Source organism: Terrirubrum flagellatum (assembly GCF_022059845.1).
Taxonomy (GTDB): Bacteria; Pseudomonadota; Alphaproteobacteria; order Rhizobiales; family Beijerinckiaceae; genus Terrirubrum; species Terrirubrum flagellatum.
This window is the reverse complement of record NZ_CP091852.1, coordinates 343,137-357,668: the sequence shown is the minus strand read 5'-3', so window position 1 is coordinate 357,668 and position 14,532 is coordinate 343,137. Positions and strand designations below refer to the sequence as shown.

Below are 14,532 nucleotides of genomic sequence, written 5' to 3'. Positions count from 1 at the left end.
CCTCAGGCAAAAGACGCGGCGACGGGGGCGCGGGAGACGCCTGTGCGTTCAAGTTCGAAAGCTGCTCTCAGCGCGAGATCCTCGCGCCAGGGCGCTGCAATGATCTGCACGCCAATAGGCGCCTCGCCTGACGCCGCGGCGGGCGCTGCGACGACCGGCAGACCGACGAAGGAAATCGGCTGCGTGAACACGCCAATATTGGCCCGCAAGGGAATCTCGGAGCCATCAAGCATGAAACTCTTCTGTCCGAGTTTCGGCGCGGAAAATGGCGTCGCAGGCGCAATGACGATGTCGACATCGCGGAAGATCTCCAGCGCGCGATCATGAAACCAGCGACGAAACCGTTGCGCGTCATTGATCCAAGCCGTCGGGATCATGGCGCCGGCCATGAGCCGGCAGCGCGTATCCGGATCGTAGTCGGCGGCGCGCGCCGCAAGCGTGCGGCGATGGAGCGCGCCGCCCTCGCTTGCCGTAATGAGATAGGCGGCGGCCCGCGCTCGCGCCGCCTCGGGAAAGACGACGCGCCGCGTCGCGTTCAGCGCATTTGCAACACGCTCGACCGCCGCAAACGCTTCTGGAAATCCACCACGCGCAAAATAATCATCGGCGATCGCGACGCGCAGCCCGTTGGCGCCAAGCTCGATCTCACGCAGCGTCGGAGCATGTCCCGGCGGTTGGCACGCGGGATCGTCCGCATCCGCCCCTTGCATCGCATCATAGGAAAGCGCGAGGTCCTTCACACAGCGAGCAATTGGCCCGAGATGATCGAGACTATCGACAAAGGGAAAAGTTCCGGCGCGCGACAGGCGGCCGTAAGTCGGCTTCAATCCAAACAAACCGCAGAAAGAAGACGGCACGCGGATCGATCCATTGGTGTCGGAGGCGAGCGACAGCGGCGCAAAGCCCGCGGCGACGGCTGCGGCCGAGCCGCCGGACGAGCCGCCGGACATGCGCGTCAGATCATGTGGATTGCGCGAGGGGCCGTCATGGGCGTTTTCGCCGGTGAAATCGTAGGCGTATTCGCCCATGTTGAGCGCGCCGAGGAGAATCGCGCCCGCGCCCTCCAGCTTGCGCACGAGCGCGCCGTCGCGCGCGGCTGGCGATCGCTCGCGATTGATCTTCGATCCGGCGCGGGTGGGAAGCCCTTCGACGTCGAAAAGGTTTTTGACCGCAAACGGCACGCCGGCGAGCGGACCTATCGCGCGGCCGGCGGCGCGATCGGCGTCTATAATAGCAGCCTTGCGCCGCGCGCGTTCGGCAACGACATCCGTGAATGCGCCGACATCGCGGTCGCGAGCGTCGATACGCGACAACGCGTCCTCGACGATGCCGGACGCGGACGTCTCACCGCGTGAGACAGAGTTGGCGATCTCAAAAGCAAAGCCCGGCGCGCGACTCATCCGCGCGCTCCGGGCGTGAAGATCGGAGCAGGCTCTTCAAGCCGCGTCACGCCGTCGGCGCCATCGACGAGCGCCGCCGCGCGCAAAAGCAACCCGAACTGCCGCGCGACCTCGTCGCGATATTGCGGATCGATCGTCAGTCCGATCGCAGCGGATGCAACCGCAATATAGGCGTCGATGTCGATGTCTTCAGGCTTCACGATAGGGTCTCAATTGTGCTGGTCGAATGTGCGACATAGGCGCGCCAGCCGCCAAAATGCGAAATGTTCTCTGCGTCAACGATGCCCTCCGCTTCGACGAGAAACCCCTTCGCGGCGGATCCATCGGCGAGCTTGATCGTTCCGATTGATAAGGGGGCAGGAATGCTGGCGACGAATCGCCCGAACGCGTCAGGCGCGAGCGCCCATATCTCGACCGCAATTTCGGCGCCTGCGCCTTTCGTTGTTCTCAGAAGTCCCGGCCGTCGCGGCGGACCGCCGGCGAGCGCATAAAGTTTATAGCTCGCCTCTGTTTTTGCCTCCCTGCGGAAAGCGGCGCCGCGCGACGTCAGTTCATGATTGAGCGCCATTCCCGAGAGATGGGCGCCAACAACGACAAGTTCGATCCTGTCATCGGTTTGCGGAGACGGCGGCGCGAGCGGCGGCAAGCGCACGCCCGTCGCGCCCATTGTGACGTCCGCCTTATGGTGCAGTGTGCGGCCGATCGAAGCGAGCATCGCGTCCGATCCACGCCGCGCGATCAGCGTCGCCCCCGCGGGCAGATGATCATCGCGCATCGGCGAAGGAATTGCCAGCGCCGCGAGATCGAGCAGGTTGACGAAGTTCGTGAAGGAGCCGAGCCGGGCGTTCGGCGTCAGCGGATCAGCGATAAGGTCGCTGACCTTCGGGACCAACGGCAAGGTGGGGACAAACAGCGCATCAAGCGAGGCAAGCGCTGCATCTGTTTCGCGCTTGAGACGCGCGAGCTCATAGATCGCGGCGAAGGCGTCCGTCGCAGAGAATTTGAGCGCACCCTCGATAATGCCGCGTGTGACAGGCAGCATCGCATCGGGATTCGTCGCAAGAAATTGCCGCGTCGCGGCGTGGCGCTCAGCGACCCAAGGGCCTTCATAGAGAAGCCGCGCGACAGCGCGGAACGGGCGCATATCGACGGGGACGAACGACGCGCCCGCTGATTGCGCGATTTCAAGAGCGGCGCGCCATGCGCGCTCGGCCGCCCTGTCGCCGAAGAAGTCGAGATCCTCCTCGCGCGGAACGCCCAATCTCAAACGCGGAGGCATAGCGCCTACCGGCGAGAGAGCGAATGGCCGCGAATAGGGATCGTCGCGGTCTTCGCCCGCTGCGACCTCAAAGACATTCCATGCGTCATCAACGGTGAGCGCGAAGATCGAGATGGTGTCGAGGGTCCGGCATGCCGGAACCATGCCGCGACCGGAAATCGCGCCAAGCGACGGCTTCAGTCCGACGATATTATTGAGGCCGGCGGGAATGCGCCCCGATCCGGCCGTGTCCGTGCCGAGCGCGAAGCTGACGAGCCCTCGCGACACCGCGACCGCCGATCCCGAGCTCGATCCGCCGGGAATGATGGCGGGATCGAACGGATTCTTCGGCGCGGGATAGGGCGTGCGCACGCCGACAAGACCGGTCGCGAACTGATCGAGATTGGTTTTGCCGATCACGATCGCGCCGGCCGCGATCAGCCTCTCGACCGCCGGCGCATGCGCCGCCGGACGATAAGCAAAAGTCGGACAGGCGGCGGTGGTCTCAAGGCCCGCGACGTCAATATTATCCTTGACCGCGAAGGGAATGCTCCAGAGCGGGCCTTTCTCTCTGCCGCCCAGGGCCGCGGCCGCCTTCCTCGCCTCATGACGCGGGACGAGGCTGATGAAAATTCCCGGGTCGCCCGACGCGTCGATGCGGTCATAGACCGCATCGATGAGAGCAACCGGATCGAGCCCTTCGCGAAAAGCCGCGCGAAGACTCAAGAGATCAAGAGACAGGTCTGCCATGAAGCCTTGTACTAAAATTCGCTCGCATGCGCCTGCCTATTCCGCCGGAGCCGGCGCGACGGCCTTCTGCGGCTCGATGGCCAAACCGCCGCTCACCGCCTGCGGGTATTTCGCCAGCGCATAGAGGAACGCCGCGACGATCGCATAGGCGATCGCAACCGACGGAGTCACGGCGACTCCGATCGTTTCACCATGCATGAAGCCGAAGAAGGTCAGCGCCGCGGCCGCCGCAGCAAAGGCGGACGCCTTCTCGAACTGGCGTTCGATGGTGAAGACGCCAATCGCGCCAAGCAGCAGGCCGCCAAGAATGGCGCCGCCGCCGAGCACTTCGAGGCCGTGATAGAGCACGCCATTCATCGCCATCTTGTCGAAACCCACCGCCGCGGCGTTCGTGCCGGCGGCGCCAAGCGCGCCATCCATCAGCGTCTTGCACCAGGCGGCGAGATGCGGCGTCAGCGCGAGCACGATCGCCGGCGCATGGGTCTGCGGCGTCGTCTGGAACGCCTGCGCGCCAATCAACATGCCAATGTAAAGCAGGATCGGCGAAATCGCGACCACCGGGATCAACGCCAGCAGGAGCGGCAATATGCCGAACCAGGACAGCACAATGACCATGAGCCCGGTGGCGGCGGAATAGCCGATGCGCCCGCCCATCGCTTTCCAGCCGGGATGGCCGATATAGACGGCGTTGATGAACGGATTGCCCATCAGGCAGCCGATGAGGCTGACCACGCCATCCGCCGTCAACACGCGCGTGGTCGGATAGTGATCGCCCGCCGCTTCGGCGCTTTCCACATTGTCCATCGCTTCGACGAGGTCATAGATGCCGAAGGGTATCGCCGTGACAAGGATGATCGCGAGGAATTCGAATCCCGAGAATACATGTCCCGCCGCCGGAATCGGGACCGAGAAGCCGAAATTGGAGAAGGCTTCGCCAACCTTTCCGAAGCTCAGGCCGCCAAATCCAAGTCCGAAGATGTTCGAACCCCACGCGATGGCCATGCCGACCGCGATGGCGACGAGACCCGCGGGAACGCCTTTCGGATATTTCACGCCGCCGAACCAGCTCACAAGGATGATCGCAAAGCAGGTGAGGCCAATCACCGGCGTCATGAACATCTCCAGCGCCGGCCGCATGGAAATGAAGGTGACGGACACGCCCGCCAGCGTGCCGAGCAGCGCGGCGCGCGGCGTGATATGCCTGATATAGGGCGCGATGAAGCCGCCGATCATCAGGATGAAGCTCTGGAAGAAGACCCAGACGAGCCCGGCTTCCCAACCCTTCACCGGATCGCCCGTCTTCAGCGTGATCGGCAGCATGATCACGAAGACGACGATGAACATATGCGGCACGCTGATGCCCGAGGGCAACGCGCAAACATCGGAGCGGCCCGTATCACGCGCAAGCTTCCAGGCGAGATAGGCGTAATACAGCGTCGAAAGGCACATCATCAGCCCGACCGCAGGCAGAATACGGCCGAACACGATCGAGTCTGGCATCTTCAACACGAAGCGCAGCAGCGCCGTGAGCGTCAGCATGTTGACGAGAATGTTGGTGCCGAATCCGAAGAACGCATTCCAGTCGCCGGGCGTCCAGATCGCCGGCTGTCTTGTCGATAACGCTGCGCTTGTCGCCATGATCGCCTCCTCGATATTCGCCGCTGCAATGATGCTCCGCTATTCGGTGATCGCCTCGATCACCTTGTCTGACGAACTGACCCAGCCGAAGATTCCGCCCTGCGCCGCAATCATTTTCAGCGCCGTCGCGTGGAAATCAGGGAAATAGGAGCCGACGCAATCGTCGAGCACGAGGCATTCGTATCCGCGATCGTTGGCCTCGCGGACGGTCGTGTGAACACAAACCTCTGTGGTCACCCCCGTCACGACAAGCTGCGACACGCCGCTGTTCTGCAAGATCGCATGCAGATCGGTCGCGAAGAATGCGCCTTTTCCCGGCTTGTCGATGACCGGCTCGCCATCTCGCGGCGCGAGTTCGGAAATGATGTCATGACCGGGCTCGCCGCGCACGAGGATGCGCCCCATGGGTCCGCGATCGCCGATCGTCATCGCGCCCTTGCCGCGTTCCTTCTTCGCTGGCGGCAGGTCGGCAAGATCGGGACGGTGGCCTTCGCGCGTGTGCATCGCCATCAACCCGGCCGTGCGCCAGGCCGCGAGCAGCTTCTGGTTCGGCTCGATGGTTCGGCGAAGCTGCGATACGTCATTGCCGAGCATTTCACCGAAGCCGCCCGGCTCAAGAAAATCGCGCTGCATATCGATGATCAAGAGAGCCGCTGCTTCGCGCCGCAGCATGAAAGGATAAGGCTGCGCTGCAATTGCGACGGCTGTGTCTTTGCGAGCGATAGCGCCTGTCATGGAATCACACCGGCGGATGAGGAATGGCGTCGATCAATTCGCGCGTGTAGGCGGCCGAAGGCCGGTCGATCACGTCCGCGGCCGATCCCTGTTCGAGGATCGACCCCGATCGCATCACGATCACGCGGTCGCACAGCAATCGCACGACATGCAGGTCGTGACTGACGAAGAGATAGCTCATGCGCAATGTGGCCTTGAGCTCCGCCAGCAGATTGAGCACGACGGCTTGCACAGAGACGTCAAGCGCCGCGGTGGGCTCGTCGAGGATGACAAGATCGGGATCGAGCGCGATGGCGCGGGCGATGCCGACGCGCGCCTTTTGTCCGCCAGACAATTGATGCGGAAAGCGGTCGAGCAGATCGACCGGCAGGCCAACAAGACGCGCCAGCTCCTCGCAGCGCGCGCGCACGGCGTCGCGCGTCATCTCCGGGCTGAAGCGATAAAGCGGGTCGGCGATAGCGCGCGCGGCGGTATAGCGCGGATTGAGGCTGTCGGTCGGATCCTGAAAGACCATCTGAATCTTCGGCCGCAGCTTGTGACGCGCGAAGTCGCGCGCCGGGATCGCGCCGATATCCGCACCTTTGAATGTGATCTTTCCCGACGTCGGATCGAGCAGGCGCATCACCATGGTCGAGGTGGTGGACTTCCCGCAGCCGGATTCGCCAACCAGACCGACCGTCTCGCCCACGCGCACGTCGAACGAAACGCCATCGACGGCGCGAAATGGCTTCTCGTCGCTTTCTTCCTTGCGGCCAAAGAGCCTCGCAAGTGTTTTCGTAGCGTCCTTCCGAGGATATTCCTTGACCAGATTGTCAACCGAAAGAAGCACTTCGCCTGCTGTGGGCTGCGCCGACGATTGCGGCGCGGACGAGCCCTCTGGCAGGAGATCGGCGAGCCTGACGCCAGGCCGCGGCGTCGCGCGCATCAGCTTGCGCGTGTAGTCATGCTGCGGCCTCCTGAAAATGTCCGTGGACGCCGCGGTTTCGACGACACGGCCCTTTTCCATCACCACGACCTTGTCGCAATAGGCGGCGGCGAGTCCGAGATCGTGAGTGATGAGAATCGTCGACATGCCGCGCTCGCGCGTCAGCTCGGTGATAAGCTCCATCACAGCCTTCTGCGTCGTGACGTCGAGGCCCGTCGTCGGTTCGTCCGCGATGAGAAGCTGGGGTTTGCAGGCGAGCGCGAGCGCAATCACGATGCGCTGGCACATGCCGCCGGAAAGCTCATAGGGGTAGGCGTGATAGCGCTCGGTCGCGCGCGCGATGCGCACCTGCTCCAGCGCCTCGATCGCTTTTGCTTTTGCGTCGCCCGAGCCTGCGATGGCGTGGCGACGCATCACATCCTCGATTTGATGACCGACCTTCCGGATCGGATTGAGCGCGGCGCGCGGATTTTGAAAGATCATCGAGATTTCGCGGCCGCGCATGTCGCGCGCATCGCGCTCGCGCATCGCAGTCATGTCGAGGCCGGAGAACTGGATCGATCCTTCCGCGATGCGGCCGGCGCGATCCAGAATGCGCATCACGGCGTAAGAGGTCACGGATTTGCCTGAGCCGGATTCGCCGACGACGCCGACGGTCTCACCCTTCCCCACGCTGATATCGACCTGCCGCACCGCGCTGACGACGCCGCGCCGCGTGGCGAATTCGACGCTGAGATTCTGAACGTCGAGAAGCGGGAGGCCGGTCATTCACGCCCCCTCATGTGCGCCGCTGCGGATCGACGATATCGCGCAGACCATCGCCGAGAAGATTGAAGCAGAAGACGGCGAGCATGAGCGCGAGGCCGGGAAACAGCGCGATCCACCATTCGCCGGAGACGATGAAGCCTGCGCCTTCGGCGACCATGATGCCCCATTCAGGGGTCGGCGGCCGCACGCCAAGGCCAATGAATGACAGGCCGGCGGCGTTGAGAATCGCATAGCCCATGGTGAGAGACATCTGCACCATCATGATCGGCAGGATGTTCGGCAGGATCGATGTCAGCGCGATGCGCCAGTCGCTGTTGCCGGTAAGGCGCGCCGCGAGCACGAAGCCTGCGTTGCGGCGCACCTGCGCCTCCGATCGCGCGAGTCGCGCATAAAGCGGAAAATTCACGATCGCAGTGGCGATAACGATATTGGTCACGGTGTTGCCAAGCGCGGCGACGATGCCCATCGCGAGCACGAAAAGCGGAAACGCCATGATCGTGTCGGCGATCCGCCCGACAACGCGGTCAGTCCAGCCGCCGAAGAAGCCCGCCGCGATGCCGGCGAGGCCGCCAAGCGCGAAGACGAGGGCAACCGAGCAGACGGCGATGGTGAGGTCCAGCCGCGTCGCGACGATCACTCGCGCGAGGATATCGCGGCCGATCTGATCGGTCCCGAAAGGATGACGCCAGCTCGGCGCCTGCAACGCGGACGCAGTGTCGCTCGCCAAGGGATCGTAGGGCGCGATCCATGGTCCGATCAACGCGACCAGCGCGATGAAAACGAACAGGCCAAAAGAGAAGGCGGTGACGAGATTTTCGGCGAGCACATGTCGCGCATGGGCGAGCGTCGCGGCGGCGCCAGTCTTCGGACGCGCAGGCGTCGAAGCGAGATCTCCGGGCACGGCGGTCATGCCGCGGCCCTCGCGCGTGGATCGATCACGCCGTAGAGGAGATCGATCAGGAGGTTGAGCCCGACATAGAGAACCGCCATCGCAAGGACAAACCCCTGCACCGGCGCGAAATCCGAGGCGATCAGCGCCTCAACCGCGTAAGAGCCGATGCCCGGCCAGGCGAAGACCTTCTCGACCAGCACATTCGCGCCAAGCAGAAAGGAAAACACCATTCCGAGCGTGGTGATCACCGGCAGCATGGCGTTGCGAAAGGCGTAGGTGAGGATCACCGTGCGCGGCGTCAGGCCCGATGCGCGCGCTGTGCGCACGAACTCCGATGACAAGGCCGCCAGCATCGAGGCGCGGGTGATGCGCGCGAGCGGCGCAAGCGCAAACACCGCAAGCGTCAGGCCCGGAAGAAGAATCTGCGACAGCGCCGCGCGGAAGGTCCCGCCGTCGCCCGCGATAAGGCTGTCAATCAGATAGAAGCCCGTGACCGAAGGCGGCGCCGAATAAAAGACGTCAAGACGGCCAAGCGGCGCCGGCGACCAGCCGAGCACGAAATAGAAGATATAGACGAGAAGAAGCCCGGTGAAGAACACGGGCAGCGAGACCCCCGCGGTCGCCACGACACGGCAGGCGTGATCGATGAAAGACCCCTGCCGCACCGCCGCTGCGATGCCCATCGGCACGGCGACCAGCATCGAGATGATCAGGCCGAACAAGGTGAGTTCAGCAGACGCAGGCAGCCTCGATTTGATGTCGCTGACCACGGGCTGGCCCGTCGTCAGCGACTGCCCGAGATCGCCCTTCGCGAGATCCGCGACATAGCGCGCGAACTGTTCCGGCAGCGGGCGATCAAGCCCGAGCTGCTTCCTGATCTGTTCGATCGCCTGCGGCGTCGCCGCCGGGCCGGCGAAATAGGATGCGGTGTCGCCGGGAAGAATGCGCGTCAGCAGGAAGCTGACAACGATCACGCCGATGATCGCGGGGATCGTCGTCAAGAGGCGGTCGCCGATGGTTTTCAGCATGTCGCCCTCCCCGCCGCGCGTCAGGTCTTGGTGAGATAGCGGAAGTCCGGCTCACGACAGGGCCAGAACTGATAACCGCCGATCGATTTCTGCATCGCGACGTCATGCAGCGGCTGAGCGATCGGGATGACCGGCGCGTCCTTCTGCGAGAGAGCGATGAAAGCCTCGACATTGGCCTTGTAGGCCGCCGGGTCCTGCGTGAAGCGCGCCGCATCGATCAGCTTGTCCATTGCGGCGCTCTGATAGCTCGAGATGTTGAAGATCGAATTGGCGCCGTGGAAATTCCAGAAGAAGTAATAATCGGGAAAATCGAGCCAGCCGCCGAAGCGGTTGATCGCCATGGGGTGAATTTTCTTGTTGAGTTCGCCGCGGAAATTCGCGCCGGGAATTTTCGTCAATTCGACATCGATCCCGATCGGCGCAAGCGCCTCCTTGATGAGAACCGCCATCGGCTCCGCGATGGTCGCGGCGCCGGTGTCGAAGATCAGCGCGGTCTTGACGCCGCCGGGCGCGGCTTCCGAAACCAGCGCCTTCGCTTTCGCCATATCGGTCTTGTAGGGGAATGGCGTCGGCCAGGCGGGAGCCGGATTTTCCGGCCCACCCCACATGGCGACGCCGCGACCGAACAGCGACGCCTGGAGGATCTTCTCGTAAGGCATCGCCCAGGCGACGGCCTGCCGCAGGCGCACATCCGTAAACGGGCCTGTCGCCGCGTTGAGCGCGAGATACCAGAGCGCGTTCGGCACCGGCACGCCCACGACCTTCACTTTGCCGCCATCGGCGAGATCCTTGAAGTCCTTCGGCGGAAGACCGTAGGAGATGTCGGCGTCGCCGCGCTCGATCAGCGCCCGCCGGGTCGCGGGCGACGGGATGTCGCGCGCGATGATGCGCCGAAGCGTGGGCAGCTTGCCGCCTTTCCAGGCGTCATTGCGCACATAGATCGTTTCCGAGCCCGGCTTCCAGCTTTCCACCTTGAAAGCGCCGGAGCCTGCGACATTGTTCTTCAGCCATTCCTTCGCCCAGGGGTCCTCGCCGCCATTCCTGATCGCGAGTTCGCTGTCGAACACGAAAGGTATGGTCACCGCGAGATTGGGGAGGGTGAGCTTGTCGCGGCGAACGAAATCGACGCGGAAGGTCTTTTCATCGACCGCAACGAACTGCTCGGGATTTTCGAGCGAGCCGGCGTTCATCTGGGTCTTGGCGAAGCCGCCAATGGCGAGGGCGCGTGCGAGCGACCATTTGACGTCTTTCGCCGTCACGGCGCGGCCCGAGTGAAAGGCCGCGTCCTTCAACTTGAAGGTGACGCTCATGCCGTCCGACGCGACCTGCCAGCTTTCGGCCAGCTCGGGCTCGAAGTCGGTCATGTTGAACGCGCCGCCGCCGCCATCAGGAAGCGGCGTGGGCTTGAAGCGGATCAGCCGGTCATAGCAGTTCAGCGCGACGCCGTTCACGGGCTGGGATGATCCGATGCCCTGCATATCCAGGCTGTTCGGGCCATATTCCTGCACGAGCAGCAGCGTTTCGTTGCGCGCCGGCGCCTGGGCCGCGGCCCGGGTGACAAACGGCGCCGACAGCGCTGCGCCGACCAGCGTGCGACGATCAACCATCAAATTCCCTCCGTTCCGCGCGATGCGCGGCCTTCCCGCGGCCCGGCCGCGGAAGCAAATAAGCAGGAGTCGCGCCAAGTCGGGCGACGGTCAGCTCTTGGTCAGAGCCCGGTAGTCAAGGCGACGATGGAACCAATACTGGTAGCCATCGACATTCTTCTGCATGGCGATGTTGACGTAGGGCTGGAACAGCGGCACCCGCGGGATGTCAGCGAACGCCAGATCGACGAAGCCCTTCACATCGCGCTCATAGGCGGCCTTGTCGCCGCTCGCCGCGGCGGCGCGGGCGCCCGCGATGAATCCGTCCATCGCCGAGCTCTTGTAGCCCGACGTGTTGAAGACCGAATTCTGGCCGTCATAGCACCAGAAGAAGAAATATTCGGGATAGTCGAGCCAGCCCGAAAAGACGTTGGTGAAGAGCGGCATCTCTTTCTTGTTGAGCTCGGTGCGCCAGTTCGCGCCGGGAATTTTGTTGATCGTGGTTCTGATGCCGATCTGAGCGAGACTCTCCTGCGCCAGCACGCAGATCGGCTCGTTGACGATGGCGAAGCCGAGATCAAATGACAGCGTGGTGTCGAAGCCGTTGGGGTAGCCGGCTTCAGCGAGCAATTGCTTCGCTTTGGCGATGTCGGTGCTGTAATGGTGCGGCTGCGGCCAGGCGATTGCGGTGGCGCGATCGAGGGGCGCGCCATACATCGGCGCCGCCAGCCCGAACAAAGCGGCATCCATGATCTTCTGATAGGGCAGCGCATAAGCCACCGCCTGCCGCACCTTCGGATTGTCGAAGGGCGGCTTGTTCACATTCATGCCGATATACTGGACGCCGTTCGAATAGGGCGTCGAGATGATCGAGAGCCTGGCGCTTGATCTAAGCTCCGCGAAATCCTTGTTTGGCAGATCATAGGAAATGTCGGCGTCGCCGCGCTCCAGAAGCGCGCGCCGGTTGCCTGCTGACGGAACCATGCGCCAGATGATGCGACGAACCTTCGGAAGCGCGCCGCCCAGCCATTGCTCGTTGCGCTCGAAGATCACTTCGGTTCCGGGAGTCCATTTCGACACCTTGTAGGCGCCGGAGCCAGCCGTGTTCTGCTTGGTGTATTCAAGGCCCCAGGGATCGTTCGCGGTGACGTGTTTCTTCACCAGCTCGGAATTCACCACGCATGGGACAATCACGGCGAGATCCGGAATCGTAAGCCTGTCCTTGCGCAGGAAATCGACCCGGACTGTATGATCGTCAACGACGACAAACTGCTCCGGCTTCTCCAGCGATCCCGCCCTCATCTGGAATGTCGGAAATCCGCCAACCTCCACCGCGCGATCAAGCGACCATTTCACGTCTTTCGCAGTCACCGGCGTTCCGTCGTGGAACGTGGCGCTCTTCTTCAGTTTGAACGTGACCGACATGTCGCCGACATTCATGTCCTCGGCGAGTTCGGGTTTGAACTTGTCGCGATCATAATAAGGCGCGCCGTTCGCGCCCGTCTTCATCTCGTGGCTGATGAGCCTGTCGTAACAGTTCCAAGACGCCTCATAGCCCGGCACATTCGTGCCGACGCCATGAATGTCGAGGTTATTGGGGCCGCTCTCGGAAACGATCAGCAGCGTTTCAGCCCGGGCCTGCGCCCTGGCGGGCGAGAGGACGAAGGGCGCAGCGAGCGTCCCCGACATCGTCGCGGAAGCCGACTGGAGAAATTTGCGGCGATCCATCGTCAACTCCGCAATTGCATGTGATATTCCAATCATGCATACAATTCGTCATAATTGCATGCATGAATGTGCGGCGCCGGCGCCGAAATTTTCACTCCCCGACGCCCAGCAGATGGGCGCCGCAAGGCGGCCGGATCAGCTAAGGAGCGAGACGGGAAGCATATGGTCGAGCCGGAACGACAGACGCGCGCCGAACGGCTCGCCGCCGAAATCGCCGACGCCATCGTCACCGGCGAATTCGCGCCAGGGCTTAGGCTCGACGAGCATTCGATCGCAGCGCGTTTTGGCGTGTCGCGAACGCCGGTGCGCGAGGCGCTGCGCGAACTGGCGTCAAGCGGCCTGATCGAGATCCAGCCGCGGCGCGGCGCGACCGTGACCCGCATCACATCCCAACAACTCGATGAGATGTTTGTCGCGATGGCGGAGATCGAAGCGACCTGCGCGCGTCTTGCCGCGCTCACGATGACGCCGCTCGAGCGCCGGCGGCTGCAAGCGCTTCATGATCAAATGGGAGAAATGGCCAGGGAGGAGAATCAGAAAGCCTACTCCGAAGCAAACGACGTTTTTCATGCGGCGCTCTATGCTGGCGCGCACAACAGCGTCATGGCCGATATTGCGCTGAAACTGCGGCGGCGCCTGCTGCCTTTCCGCCACGCCCAATTCCGTGCGCAAGGCCGTCTGGCATTATCGCATGCAGAGCACGGAGCTGTGGTGTCGGCCGTGCTTCGAGGCGACGCAGGTCAAGCGCATGCGGCGATGCTTCATCATGTCGGTCTCGTCGAAGACGCGTTTGAAAACCTTGCGCCGCGCTTGATCGCGAAGTGACGATAAGAGAAACGCTCTTCTCCAACTCGTCGCTTTTGACTCTGTCGCCATATGAACGGCGGGATTTGAACCCAAAATAATGATTGTTCCGTGGCGGCAGGGCTATTTTCACTCACCGCCTGACTTTCTACTTTGAAGCGGCGAGGAGCGGATATATGAATTTCCAAGCGCCGTCCGTGCAGCGATGAAAGTCAGACATTGAGCAAAGAGGAAAAGAAGGTCGATGGGGCGCAGGCGATCCAACGGGCCGCTGCGGTCCTTCGATATATCGCCGCTAACCCTCGACCGGGTCCGACATTACGCGACATCAGCGAGGCTCTGCGCTTGTCGCGATCGACTGCGCATCGGATTCTCCAGTGCCTCGTGCAGGAGAATCTCGCGTCACAGAGCGATGACGCGCACAATTATTCGATCGGAGATCTCACGCTCGAGCTTGGATTGGCGGCGAAGCCTCTGCAGAACGCCATTCTCAAATGGCGACGCGTCGTGGAGGAAGTCGCTACCCAGACAGGCGCCACCACCTATCTGATCGGCCGCAGCGGCAACGAATCGGTTTGCCTCGACACAGCCGCGGGCTCATCTGTTGTACGCGTGTTGCCAGTCGAGGTGGGTCAACGCCGACCTTTGGGACTGGGGGCGGGAGCGCTCGCTATTCTCGCCTCCCTGGCGGAAGAAGAATGCGAGCATACGATCGATTTGATCGAGCCTTATATACCCCTCTATTCGAGCGCCACCGTGACGATTCTGCGCGACTTGGTCAAGAAAACAAGAGAAACCGGATTTGCCGAAAGCTGGGGCCATGTCGCCGAAGGCATCTTTGGACTTGGCGTCGCAATCCCCGGATCCAGAGGGTCGACGATGCTGGCGTTGAGCATCGCCGCACACCAGTCTATCGTTTCAAGCGAAAAGATCTTGATTTGGAAGAGGCTTCTGCTCAAAGCCGCAAAAGGCAAACTGATCCCGTCCTAAGGAGTATCTTTGCACGGCGGCAAGCGCCTG

The 14,532-nt window shown here is 62.8% G+C and carries 13 protein-coding genes; 2 read left to right on the top strand and 11 right to left on the bottom strand.

All coding sequences use genetic code 11. The features are described 5' to 3' along the window. Window positions 1–2: 2 nt before the first annotated feature. The 11 genes from L8F45_RS28220 to L8F45_RS28170 all read right to left on the bottom strand — a co-directional run bounded on the left by L8F45_RS28220 (window position 3) and on the right by L8F45_RS28170 (window position 12,975). Window positions 3–1,400 carry an AtzE family amidohydrolase gene (locus L8F45_RS28220; RefSeq protein WP_342363720.1) on the bottom strand — a complete coding sequence of 466 codons (1,398 nt, stop codon included), beginning with the start codon at window positions 1,398–1,400 and terminating at the stop codon, window positions 3–5. Further along, entirely contained in the window at window positions 1,397–1,600 is a 204-nt protein-coding gene (locus L8F45_RS28215) for a DUF4089 domain-containing protein (RefSeq protein ID WP_342363719.1), read from the bottom strand. The genes L8F45_RS28220 and L8F45_RS28215 overlap by 4 nt, the downstream gene beginning before the upstream one ends. Further along, a complete protein-coding gene (gene atzF, locus L8F45_RS28210) occupies window positions 1,597–3,408 on the bottom strand; it encodes an allophanate hydrolase (RefSeq protein WP_342363718.1) in 1,812 nt (603 codons plus the stop codon). The genes L8F45_RS28215 and atzF overlap by 4 nt, the downstream gene beginning before the upstream one ends. Window positions 3,409–3,444: 36 nt before the next feature. Then, window positions 3,445–5,046 (bottom strand): regulator, encoded by a 1,602-nt coding sequence (locus L8F45_RS28205; RefSeq protein WP_342363717.1) that lies wholly within the window; start codon window positions 5,044–5,046, stop codon window positions 3,445–3,447. Window positions 5,047–5,085: 39 nt separating this feature from the next. Continuing rightward, entirely contained in the window at window positions 5,086–5,781 is a 696-nt protein-coding gene (locus L8F45_RS28200) for a cysteine hydrolase family protein (RefSeq protein ID WP_425330052.1), read from the bottom strand. 4 nt (window positions 5,782–5,785) lie between these two features. Further along, window positions 5,786–7,474, bottom strand: a complete 1,689-nt coding sequence (locus L8F45_RS28195; RefSeq protein ID WP_342363716.1) for a dipeptide ABC transporter ATP-binding protein — start codon at window positions 7,472–7,474, stop codon at window positions 5,786–5,788. Window positions 7,475–7,484: 10 nt separating this feature from the next. After that, on the bottom strand, window positions 7,485–8,384 hold the full coding sequence (locus L8F45_RS28190; RefSeq protein ID WP_342363715.1) for an ABC transporter permease: 900 nt from the start codon (window positions 8,382–8,384) through the stop codon (window positions 7,485–7,487). Continuing rightward, complete coding sequence (locus L8F45_RS28185) at window positions 8,381–9,394, bottom strand: ABC transporter permease (protein WP_342363714.1); 1,014 nt, start codon at window positions 9,392–9,394, stop codon at window positions 8,381–8,383. Before L8F45_RS28185 ends, L8F45_RS28190 begins: the two co-directional genes overlap by 4 nt. A gap of 20 nt (window positions 9,395–9,414) precedes the next feature. Beyond that, complete coding sequence (locus L8F45_RS28180) at window positions 9,415–11,001, bottom strand: ABC transporter substrate-binding protein (RefSeq protein ID WP_342363713.1); 1,587 nt, start codon at window positions 10,999–11,001, stop codon at window positions 9,415–9,417. Between the two features lie 90 nt (window positions 11,002–11,091). Beyond that, the gene (locus L8F45_RS28175; protein ID WP_342363712.1) at window positions 11,092–12,708 is read right to left on the bottom strand and encodes an ABC transporter substrate-binding protein; all 1,617 of its coding nucleotides are present in this window, start codon (window positions 12,706–12,708) and stop codon (window positions 11,092–11,094) included. A 135-nt stretch (window positions 12,709–12,843) separates the two neighbouring features. Further along, window positions 12,844–12,975, bottom strand: coding sequence for a hypothetical protein (locus tag L8F45_RS28170; RefSeq protein WP_342363980.1), 132 nt, complete (start codon window positions 12,973–12,975; stop codon window positions 12,844–12,846). Here L8F45_RS28170 and L8F45_RS28165 point away from each other — a divergent pair. Both L8F45_RS28165 and L8F45_RS28160 read left to right on the top strand, forming a co-directional pair. Then, window positions 12,919–13,533: a GntR family transcriptional regulator gene (locus tag L8F45_RS28165; protein WP_342363973.1), complete on the top strand. Its 615-nt coding sequence runs from the start codon at window positions 12,919–12,921 to the stop codon at window positions 13,531–13,533. The two genes, L8F45_RS28170 and L8F45_RS28165, sit on opposite strands and share 57 nt — an antisense overlap. 198 nt (window positions 13,534–13,731) lie before the next feature. Then, window positions 13,732–14,502 (top strand): IclR family transcriptional regulator, encoded by a 771-nt coding sequence (locus L8F45_RS28160; RefSeq protein ID WP_342363711.1) that lies wholly within the window; start codon window positions 13,732–13,734, stop codon window positions 14,500–14,502. Window positions 14,503–14,532 lie beyond the last annotated feature (30 nt).

Excerpts from the sequence above, each read along its gene's own strand:
- L8F45_RS28220 (WP_342363720.1), bottom strand. The coding sequence starts at position 1,400 with ATGAGTCGCGCGCCGGGCTTTGCTTTTGAGATCGCCAACTCTGTCTCA.
- atzF (WP_342363718.1), bottom strand. The coding sequence starts at position 3,408 with ATGGCAGACCTGTCTCTTGATCTCTTGAGTCTTCGCGCGGCTTTTCGC.
- L8F45_RS28205 (WP_342363717.1), bottom strand. The coding sequence starts at position 5,046 with ATGGCGACAAGCGCAGCGTTATCGACAAGACAGCCGGCGATCTGGACG.
- L8F45_RS28200 (WP_425330052.1), bottom strand. The coding sequence starts at position 5,781 with ATGACAGGCGCTATCGCTCGCAAAGACACAGCCGTCGCAATTGCAGCG.
- L8F45_RS28195 (WP_342363716.1), bottom strand. The coding sequence starts at position 7,474 with ATGACCGGCCTCCCGCTTCTCGACGTTCAGAATCTCAGCGTCGAATTC.
- L8F45_RS28190 (WP_342363715.1), bottom strand. The coding sequence starts at position 8,384 with ATGACCGCCGTGCCCGGAGATCTCGCTTCGACGCCTGCGCGTCCGAAG.
- L8F45_RS28185 (WP_342363714.1), bottom strand. The coding sequence starts at position 9,394 with ATGCTGAAAACCATCGGCGACCGCCTCTTGACGACGATCCCCGCGATC.
- L8F45_RS28180 (WP_342363713.1), bottom strand. The coding sequence starts at position 11,001 with ATGGTTGATCGTCGCACGCTGGTCGGCGCAGCGCTGTCGGCGCCGTTT.
- L8F45_RS28175 (WP_342363712.1), bottom strand. The coding sequence starts at position 12,708 with ATGGATCGCCGCAAATTTCTCCAGTCGGCTTCCGCGACGATGTCGGGG.
- L8F45_RS28170 (WP_342363980.1), bottom strand. The coding sequence starts at position 12,975 with ATGCTCGTCGAGCCTAAGCCCTGGCGCGAATTCGCCGGTGACGATGGC.